This window comes from Myxococcus vastator, assembly GCF_010894475.1.
Lineage (GTDB): Bacteria > Myxococcota > Myxococcia > Myxococcales > Myxococcaceae > Myxococcus > Myxococcus vastator.
Window position 1 is genome coordinate 1 of the sequence record NZ_JAAIYB010000340.1, and the last position, 9,289, is coordinate 9,289.

Annotated in this window: 9 protein-coding genes; 3 read left to right on the forward strand and 6 right to left on the reverse strand. The window is 72.5% G+C overall.

Features of this window, described 5'->3' with window-relative positions:
* From G4D87_RS27220 to G4D87_RS27245, 6 genes are all read right to left on the reverse strand, one after another.
* Positions 1–975, reverse strand: a 975-nt coding sequence (locus G4D87_RS27220; protein ID WP_163785438.1) for a class I adenylate-forming enzyme family protein, incomplete at its 3' end; no start/stop codon positions are given.
* A 27-nt stretch (positions 976–1,002) separates the two neighbouring features.
* A complete protein-coding gene (gene menC, locus G4D87_RS27225) occupies positions 1,003–2,163 on the reverse strand; it encodes an o-succinylbenzoate synthase (RefSeq protein ID WP_163785440.1) in 1,161 nt (386 codons plus the stop codon).
* Positions 2,164–2,172: 9 nt separating this feature from the next.
* Positions 2,173–3,096 carry a 1,4-dihydroxy-2-naphthoate polyprenyltransferase gene (locus tag G4D87_RS27230; protein ID WP_163785442.1) on the reverse strand — a complete coding sequence of 308 codons (924 nt, stop codon included), beginning with the start codon at positions 3,094–3,096 and terminating at the stop codon, positions 2,173–2,175.
* Positions 3,093–3,950, reverse strand: a complete 858-nt coding sequence (gene menH / locus G4D87_RS27235; RefSeq protein ID WP_163785444.1) for a 2-succinyl-6-hydroxy-2,4-cyclohexadiene-1-carboxylate synthase — start codon at positions 3,948–3,950, stop codon at positions 3,093–3,095. The genes G4D87_RS27230 and menH overlap by 4 nt, the downstream gene beginning before the upstream one ends.
* Positions 3,941–5,710, reverse strand: coding sequence for a 2-succinyl-5-enolpyruvyl-6-hydroxy-3-cyclohexene-1-carboxylic-acid synthase (gene menD, locus G4D87_RS27240; protein ID WP_163785446.1), 1,770 nt, complete (start codon positions 5,708–5,710; stop codon positions 3,941–3,943). The genes menH and menD overlap by 10 nt, the downstream gene beginning before the upstream one ends.
* Positions 5,694–7,004, reverse strand: a complete 1,311-nt coding sequence (locus G4D87_RS27245) for an isochorismate synthase (RefSeq protein WP_163785449.1) — start codon at positions 7,002–7,004, stop codon at positions 5,694–5,696. Before G4D87_RS27245 ends, menD begins: the two co-directional genes overlap by 17 nt.
* A gap of 116 nt (positions 7,005–7,120) precedes the next feature.
* On the opposite strand from G4D87_RS27245, the gene aroF reads away from it, so the two are divergent.
* From aroF to G4D87_RS27260, 3 genes are read left to right on the forward strand one after another with little or no spacing between them, the layout of a single operon-like run.
* On the forward strand, positions 7,121–8,020 hold the full coding sequence (aroF, locus tag G4D87_RS27250) for a 3-deoxy-7-phosphoheptulonate synthase (protein WP_240358650.1): 900 nt from the start codon (positions 7,121–7,123) through the stop codon (positions 8,018–8,020).
* Positions 8,017–8,706, forward strand: a complete 690-nt coding sequence (ubiE, locus tag G4D87_RS27255) for a bifunctional demethylmenaquinone methyltransferase/2-methoxy-6-polyprenyl-1,4-benzoquinol methylase UbiE (protein WP_163785450.1) — start codon at positions 8,017–8,019, stop codon at positions 8,704–8,706. Before aroF ends, ubiE begins: the two co-directional genes overlap by 4 nt.
* On the forward strand, positions 8,687–9,289 hold the full coding sequence (locus tag G4D87_RS27260; RefSeq protein WP_163785452.1) for a shikimate kinase: 603 nt from the start codon (positions 8,687–8,689) through the stop codon (positions 9,287–9,289). Before ubiE ends, G4D87_RS27260 begins: the two co-directional genes overlap by 20 nt.

Below are 9,289 nucleotides of genomic sequence, written 5' to 3' on the forward strand. Positions count from 1 at the left end.
GCCGAGGACTTCGCCCCCCACGCCGACGATGCGCAGCTCGACACCCGGCAACGGGACGCCGGCGGTGCGGCCGTCCGCCTGATCCGGGCGCTCCGTCGTCACCTGTGAGCAGGCCTCCGTCAGGCCGTAGGTCTGAAGGGCGCGCAGGCCCGCGGCGCTTGCCCGCGCGAGGAGCGGCTCGGGCACCGGCCCTCCGCCTATCAGGGCCAGGGCGAAGGAGCTCGGCATGCGCCGCTCCCCCCGCGCGTCGAGCACCCGCTCCAGCGTCGTGGCGACGAGGCTCGCATGGGACACGCCCTCCCCGTCGATGGCCTGGTTGGCCGCATCGGCGTCGAAGCGCTCGTGCAGGACGAGGCAGCCCCCCTCGTAGGCGGTGCGGGTGAGCATGGCGATGCCCCCCACATGGAAGAGCGGCAAGGTGCCCAGCCAACGCGGGGCAGGATGGGCCCCCAGGTTGGCCGCGGACGCCCGTGAAGACGCCCGGAAGTTGCCCTCCGTCAGCACGGCCCCCTTGGGCCGGCCCGTCGTCCCGCTGGTGAAGAGCACGACCCGGGGCGATGAGGACGCCAGGGGCTGACACGTCGAAGCGCCCGTGGAGGCGGCCTCCGCGAAGGACTCGAGTGGCCGCGCACCAGGAAGTCGCTCCACCAGGGTTCCCAGCGCCAGCGTCAGGCGGGGCTGGAGGTCCTCCACCATGGGCGCCAGCTCCGCGGCCGTGAGCCGGGCATTGAGCGGCGCCAGCACCGCGCCCAGCCGGCCCAGCGCCCAGAAGAGGCACACGGAGGCCGCGTGGTTCGTCGCCAGCAAGGCCACCCGGTCCGACGCGCCGACCCCCTCCGCCTCGAGTGCGGCCACCCACCGGGCGACTTCCGCATCCAGCGCGCAGTAGGACCAGGAGCGGCCCGCGAACGTCAGGGCCTCCGCCTCGGGATGACCGCGGGCGCCTTCTCGAATGGGACACGCCAGGACCGGCATTCCGTCACCTTGAGGCTTCTTTGGCCGTCACACCCAGGCCTGGGAGCTCAGTCCCAGCCCCGGGGTGCCCGACAGGTGGATGACGCCTCGCCGCGGATGGTACGGGTGTCCTTCTGGCTCCTTCGCCAGCAAGCGCCCCACCGCGAGCCCGGAGGCCAGCGCGCCGGAGGGCAGCGCCGCCGCGAGGTGTGCCGCGCCGGCCCGAGCGACCACGCCATCCATGGAGCTGGTGACATAGGCCTGCATCCCGAGCCGCGCCGCGCGCATCGCGACCACGAGGCACGGCAACAGCCCGCCCAGCACCATGGGCTTCAGCACCACCGCGCCCACCGCCGGCCCACCGCCCAGCAACGGGTCCACCGTCAGCAAGGCCCGGAGCGCATCGGGAGACGCCAGGGACTCGTCCGCGGCCACCGTGCAAGGGGAGCGGCGCTGAACGCGCCAGAGCGCCGCGAGGTCCTCCGGCGGCGTGGGCTGCTCCACCAGCTCCAGGCCGTACCAGCCCAGCCGGTCCAAGGCGCGCTTCGCGTCGGGCTCGGACCAGCCGCCGTTCGCGTCCAGGCGGAGCTTCACGTCCGGCCCCACCGCGTCGCGCACGGCCTTCACGCGCGCCTCGTCGGCGTCCAGCGGACGGCCGGCGACCTTCAGCTTCAACGTCCCGAAGCCCTCGGCCACGGCCTGAAGGGCCTCTTCCGCCAGCGCCTCGGGGGTGTCGGCCCCCAGCAGCGCGTTCACCACCACTTCCGTCCGAGCCTCCTCCGCCAGCAGCCAGCACAGCGGCACACCCTGGCGTTGCGCGAGCAGGTCCAGCAGCGCCAGCTCCAGCGCGTGTTCCGCGGCCGGCATGGGGCCCGCTGGCGTCACCTGCCGGGCCCGGATGCGCACGCCGTCGCCTCGCGCCACGGAGGGGGGAAACGGCGACAGCGTGTCCTCGATGGCCCGGACCGAGTCGCCCAGGAGCTGGCCCTTCAGCTCGGACAGCCAGGCGTTCAGCGTCACGCCACAGTCTTCGAGCGACTCGGTGCCGAACGCCGGCAGCGGCATCGCCTCGCCCAGGCCTTCGCGCCCCTCCTCGTCGATGAGGCGGATGACGAAGCCTTCTCGCGCCGCGTGCACCCCGTGAGACGTCTTCAGGGGCTGGCGCAGCTCCAACCGGAGGGGAATGAGCGAAACCTGGGCAATCCGCATGGACTCACATCATCGCAGGTAGAGGCCCAACGCGAACAGCACTCCAAACACGAGCTGCAGTCTGGCCGTGGACCCCAGGGCCGGATTCAACGCCGCCCCCTCCTGCTTCAGCACCCGCTGCAGCGGGGAAACCGCCAGGGGCAGGCTCAGCAGGGACAGGAACACCCAGGGGCTGGCCAGCTTCAGCGCGTACATCGCGAAGGGCGTGGCGTACGACAGCGCCAGCAGCAGGAGGTACTCCGCCTTCCCCACGCCCGTGCCGAAGCGGACCGCCAGGGTGCGCTTTCCAGCCTTCACGTCCGTCGTCACGTCGCGCAGGTTGTTGACGACGATGAGCATGGTGCCGCTGGCGCCCACGGGCACCGCCGCCCACCACGCCGCCGGGTCCACCGTCCCCGCCTGCACGTAGTAGGTCCCCGTCACCGCCACCAGGCCGAAGAAGATGAAGACGAACACGTCTCCCAGGCCGTTGTAGCCCAGGGGGAAGGGGCCGCCCGTGTACGCGTAGCCACAAAGCAGCGACGCCAGGCCAATGGCGATGATGGGCCAGCCGCCCACCGCCACCAGGTACAGCCCCACCGCCGTGGCCAGCGCGAAGCACACGCCCGCACCCGCCAGCACGGTGCCCGGCGCGATGAGGCCGCTCTGCGTCACGCGCTGAGGGCCCAGCCGCTCGTGTGTGTCGGCGCCCTTCTTGAAGTCGTAGTAGTCGTTGATGAAGTTGGTGCCAATCTGGATGAGCACCGCGCCCAGCAGCGCCGCCAGCGCGGGCAAAAGGCGCCCCACGCCCGAACCGAACGCGAGCCCCGTGCCCACCAACACCGGCACCAGCGCCGCGGTCAGCGTCTTGGGACGCGCCGCCATCACCCAGTGCTTCACCCCGGGACGGGGCTTCACCGACAGCGGGCCCGGCGCCGGAACCGACGTGCTCACGACGTCACCCGTCCCTCGCTCACGGCCACGGGACTGTCGAACTGCGGGGACTCGTACCAGGGCGTCTGGAGGAACCCGAGGACCTCACGGGCATAGGCCTCCGGCGCTTCCAGGTGCGGCGCGTGGCCACAGCCCTCGAAGGCGTGGCGCCAGACCACCGGCAGCTCCGTGGCCATGCGGCGGGCAAGCTGCGTGAACTTCGCGTCCGACGCGCCCGTCAGCAGCAGCGTGGGCAGCCGCTGGGCGTGCAGCGCGGGCCAGAAGTCCGGCTGGACACCGAGGCCCAGGCACTCCAGCGCGCCCGCGAGCCCCTCCGCCGTGCAGGCGCGGCGCTGGGAGCGCAGCGCGTCCTTGCGCTCCTGCGGAAGCTGGCGCAGGCCGTCGAACAGCGGCAGTTGCTCCCAGCGGTCCACGAAGGCGTCCACGCCTCGCGAGCGGATGAAGGCCGCGAGCTGTCCGTCCGCCTCACGCCGGGCCGCGCGCTCCTGGCGCCGGTGCAGCCCGGGTGAGCCGCTCTCCATGATGAGCCGGCCGAAGCGGTCCGGCGCGCGCACGGCCGCCGCCAGCGCCACGCGGGCCCCTTGCGAATAGCCCAGCAGGTCCACCGGCCCCTGGCCCAGCGAGTCCACCAGCGCGACGAGCGCGTCCACCGTCTCCACGAAGGCCTCGCGCCCCCGCTGGTCCGGCAGCGGCGTGGCGCCATGACCGGGGAGGTCCACCGCCACCGCGCGCACGTCGCGGCCCAGGAGCGGACGCAGCCCGTCGAAGGCCCTGCGGCTGCCGGTGAAGCCGTGCAGCAACACGAGCGGACGCGAGCCCTCACCCCACGTCTCGTAAGCCAGCTTCACGCCCATGGTCCTTCTCCCAGTGAGGCCGCCATTCGAGCGAACAGCCGCCGGTGCTCATCCACATTCGCGGTGCGGTCCACGCGCACTTCCACCAGATGAAGCCCGCCCTCCAGGCCCTCGCGCACGGCCGACCTGAGCGCGACGGGCGTCTCCGGCCGATGGAACCGGGCCCCGCCCAGCGCCGCCGCGTGGGACAGGTCCACACCGTGCGGCGTGCCGAAGAGCGTCTCGAACGTCTCCCGAGGCGCGGCCTGGGCGATGGGGAGGAACGAGAAGATGCCGCCGCCATCGTTGTTCACCGCCACCACCGTGAGCGGCACCCGCGTGCGCGACGCGGTGACGAAGGCCCCCACGTCATGCAGCAACGCCAGGTCCCCCGTGAGCAGCACCGCGGGTCGGCCCGCCGCCGCCGCCATGCCGAGCGCGCTGGAGACGATGCCGTCGATTCCGTTCGCCCCCCGGTTGGCCAGCACCCGCAGCGGCACCGCGCCCGCCGGCGCGAAGGCATCCAGGTCGCGGATGGGCATGCTGCTGGACACGAAGAGCGGCGCGCCCGCGGGAAGCGCCGCCACCACCTCGCGAGCGATGCGTGGCTCGGAGAGCATGTCGGCCTGCTCCGCGAACGCGCCCTCCAGCGCCGTGCGCACCCGCTGCTCCGCGGCCAGGAAGCCGCGCGCCCACGGACCCACGCCGCGCGCGAGCCCTCGCGCCAGGGCCTCACAGGCCGCCACCGCCGAGCCCTCCACCACCGTGGACGCCCGGTGCGCCGGGTCGAACAGCGCGCCCCCGTCGCTGAAGAGGACGATGTCCGCGCCCGAGCCGTCCAGCCACTGCTGAGGCGCCTTCGGCGTGAGCCCCCCACCGAAGCGCAGCACGAGCTCCGGACGGTGCGCCTTCGCGAACGGCGCGTGCCGCAACATCGCGTCGTAGTAGGACAGCGTGAGCGGGCCGCCGCCATAACGCGCCTGCGAGGTGGACTCGGCCAGCACGGGGTAGCCCGTGGCCTGCGACAGCGCGCTGATGGCCGCCGCGAAGCCATCCGCTTCATCGCGCGGGCCACACACGATGACGCCGCGAGGCGTCGCGGCAATCCGGCGACGAACCTCGTCCAGGGTAGCCGCGTCCGGCACCGGCTCCGGCGGGACGATGCGCGTCAGCGGCGCACCGGCGCGCCCTGACTTCGCGAGCGCGCTCAGGGACGCCTCGGCGAAGGGCTCGGCGATGGGAGCCAGCGGCTCGCGGAACGGGACGTTGAGCTGCACGGCGCCACGCGGGGCGCGCCACGCGCTGACGACCGCGCGGGCAACGGTGGCGCGCAGGTGAATCAACGCCGCGTCATGCGCCTCCGGCTGACCGAGGTCCGCGTAGAAGCGGGCGTGCTCTCCGAAGAAGCGCGCCTGCGGCACCGTCTGCGGCGCGCCCCAGCCCTGAAGCTCCAAGGGCCGGTCCGCCGTCAGCACCACCAGGGGCACGTGAGACAGCGCGGCCTCGATGACCGCCGGGTAGAAGTGCGCGCCCGCGGTGCCGCTGGTGGCCACCACCACGGCCGGCGCGCGCGACTGCTTCGCGAGCCCCAGTGCGAAGAAGCCCGCGCTGCGCTCGTCGATGACGGACCACGTGCGCAGCCCCTCCGTCCCGGCGCACGCCAGCGCCAGGGGCGAGGACCGGGAACCCGGGCACACCACCGCGTGACGAACCCCACCGCGCACGAGCTCTTCCAGCAACGCGCGCGCCCACAGCACGTTGAGGTTAGCGTCGGACGACATCCCCGCCTCCCAAGGCCCTCAACATGGCCAGGCTCTTCATCTCCGTCTCCCGCCACTCCGAGTCCACGTTGGAGCCAGCCACCAGCCCCACGCCGACGAACAGCCGGGCCTTCGCGCCCTTCACGCGCGCCGAGCGCAGCGCCACCATCAGGTGCGCGCGTCCAGGGCCCACCCAGCCCACTGGCCCCGCGTACCAGCCACGGTCCAGGCCTTCGTGCTCCACCAGGAACGACAGCGCGCGCTCACGGGGCGTGCCGCCCACCGCCGGCGTGGGATGCAGCGCCTCCACCACCTGCGCCGGCGTCACCCCGGGCCGAAGCTCGGCGCGAAACCCCGTCCGCAGGTGCACCACGTTCTTCAAGGTCAGCAGCGCGGGCTCCGCGTCCGACGACACCTGGTCCGCCAGCGGCTTCAACGCGGCGACGAGATAGCCCACCACCGACGCGTGCTCGCGCACGTCCTTGTCGTGTCCTCGCAGGCCGTCCGCCTGGCCGGGCGCGGCCGTGCCCGCCAGGGCCTCCGTCTCCAGCACCTGCCCGTCCACCCGGCACAGCGTCTCCGGCGTGGCGCCCAGGAAGCACGTGTCGTCCGGCGCGCGGAACAGGAAGGTGGCGCAGCGGGGGTTCTGCTCGCGCAGCCGCGCCAGCACGTCCACCACGTCAAAGGGCGCGGACCCTTCCGCGTCCAGCGGGCGCGCCAGCACCACCTTCTGGAGGTGCCCGGACGCAATCGCGTCCAGCGCGCGCTGCACCCGCGCCTCGAAGTCCGGCCGCGAGGCACGCAACTCCAGCGCCACGGGCTCGCCGCGCGCATGCCGGTACGCCTCCGGAAAGCAGGCACAGACGCGCTCCAGCCGCGAGCGCACCAGGTCCTCGCCCCCGCGGCCTTCCTGCGCGAACGCCACCACGCACACGCCGCGCACCGTGCGGAACACCAGCACCTCGGGCAGCGTCCAGCGCGTCACACCGTGCGACGCCCACGCCGTGTCCACCGTGCCCGGGACACCAAAACGGATGCCACCAAACCAGGGACCCGGCATGGACTCCGGGGCTTCGCCCAGCCAGCGCACCCGCGCGCGCCCGAGCGAGGCCAGCACACCAGGAACGTCGGAGGCGTCCTGCGCCTCCACCACCGCCGCCTCGCCCCACCCCGCCGCCGCTTCCTGCGCCAGCGGACGCTCCCAATAGACGGTCGGAACGCCCAGGACGTCCGCACCCGCGAGCGGATCCACCACCGCGAGGGGCGTCATTCCTGCCACCCAGCGCTGGCTCTCAACGGGATTGAGCGTCTTCATCAGCGTTCCTCATCGGCGATTGCGGCGCAATCACCTTCGGTTGTCTTCTAAGCCATCTCGGCTATACATGCACCAAGGAGTTCAAAACCTCTTGAACTCCATGAAGGGGAGGGTCCGTGGGAGGCAAGCGGCCAGACGAACCAGCCGGGTCCGGGCGGGCCCCGGGCGCGCTGCGGGTGCTGCGCGCGGAGCGGCCCGAAGGCACGCGCGTGCGAGTGGGGCCCGTGGAAGTCGGCGGCCCCGGGTTCGTCGTCATGGCCGGCCCCTGCGCGGTGGAAGGCGCGGAGCAGGTGCAGCACGCGGCCTCGGTGGTGGCCGCCGCGGGCGCCCATGTCCTGCGCGGCGGCGTATTCAAGCCTCGCACCAGCCCCTACGCGTTTCAGGGCATGGGCGAGCCGGGCCTGCACGTCCTGGCAGAGGCCGGGCGGCGCCACGGCATGCCCATCATCAGCGAGGTGATGGAGTCGGCGCAGATTCCCCTCATGGAGGCGTCCACGGACATCCTCCAGGTGGGTGCGCGCAACATGCAGAACTACTCGCTGCTGCGGGCGCTGGGGAAGGTGCGCAAGCCCGTGCTGCTCAAACGAGGCCTGTCGGCCACGTTGCAGGAATGGCTGCTGGCGGCCGAGTACATCCTCGACGGCGGCAACGAGCAGGTGATGTTGTGCGAGCGCGGCATCCGCACCTTCGAGACGGAGCTGCGCAACACCCTGGACCTGGCGGCGGTGGCCTGGGCGAAGCAGCGCTCCCACCTGCCCGTCATCGTCGACCCGTCCCATGCGACGGGGGACCCGGCGCTCATCCTCCCCATGTCGCTGGCGGCCGCGGCCGCGGGGGCGGACGGATTGTTGATTGAAGTCCACCCGAAGCCCGAGCTGGCCATGTGCGATGGGCACCAGGCCCTGACGCCCGAAGGCTTCGAGACGTTGATGCGGCGGCTGCCAGCCGTGCTAGACGCGGTGGACCGACACCTTTGGCGGCCGGAGAGCCCGGCCCAGGTCGTGAGGGCGCGATGAGTACTGAAGTCCGTGAGATGTTCTCTTCCATCGCCACGAAGTACGACGTGACGAATGAGGTCCTCTCGTTCGGCATCCACCGGCTGTGGCGCCGGAAGGCCGTCCGGCTCAGCACCGCGAAGGAGGGAGACCGCGTCCTCGACTGCGCTTCGGGCACCGGCGACCTGGCCCTGGCCTTCAAGCGCAAGGTGGGAGCCTCCGGCCGCGTCGTGGGCACGGACTTCTGCCCGGAGATGCTGGAGAGCGCCCCCGCCAAGGCGGAGAAGGCGGGCCTCCAGGTGGACTTCCAGGTGGCCGACGCGATGGACCTGCCCTTCGCGGCGGACAGCTTCGACGTGGCCTCCATCTCCTTTGGCATCCGCAACGTGGATGACCCGGTGAAGTGCTTGAAGGAGATGGCGCGGGTGGTCCGGCCCGGTGGTCACGTGGTGGTGCTGGAGTTCGGCCAGCCCACGGGGGCCTTCGGGGCCCTGTTCCGCTTCTACAGCAAGACGGTGATGCCCGCCGTCGGTGGGCTGCTGACGGGCAACCGCGCCGCGTACCAGTACCTGCCCAAGACGTCCGCCGCCTTCCCGGCGGGCGACAAGTTCCTGGAGTTGATGGACCAGTCCGGGGCCTACGCGGCAAAGTCCGCGCATGCGCTCACGTTCGGCACCGCCTACATCTATGTCGGCACCGTCCGCTGAGGAGCGGCGGCACCTCGTCGAACAGATTCTCGCCTCGGTGGATCCCCGGCTCGCGCCGGGACTGAGGGTGGCGGTAGCCCGCCCGGGCCCCTCCCCATTCCCCGTCTCCGGACAGACGGTGGTGCTCGCCGGCCACCGGAGCGCGGGCAAGTCGCGCCTGTTGCCCATGGTGGCCCGCATGCTCGCGCGGCCCGGGCTGGACCTGGACGCGCACCTGGAGCGCCTCCACGGCCGCCCGCTGCGCAGGTGGGTGGCCGAAGCGCCGCAGGCGTTCCGGACCGCCGAACGCCAGGCCCTGCTGGACCTGCCGGCCGGAGCGCTGGTGGCCGTGGGAGGCGGCTTCCTGTCCCACCACCCGGACGCACTGACCGGACACTTCACCCTGGTCGTCCCCGTGTGTTTCGACACCTACCGTGAGCGGCTGCTCACGGACCGGACGCGCCCGCGGCTGCGCGCCGACGTGTCGCTCGAAGAAGAATTGTCCGCCGTGTTCCATGAGCGCGAGGTGCTGCACGCCCGCGTCCCCACCGTGGCCCTGGAGGACTTCCTCCGAGGCTGCCTGGCCCCCGAGGTGCCCCTGTGA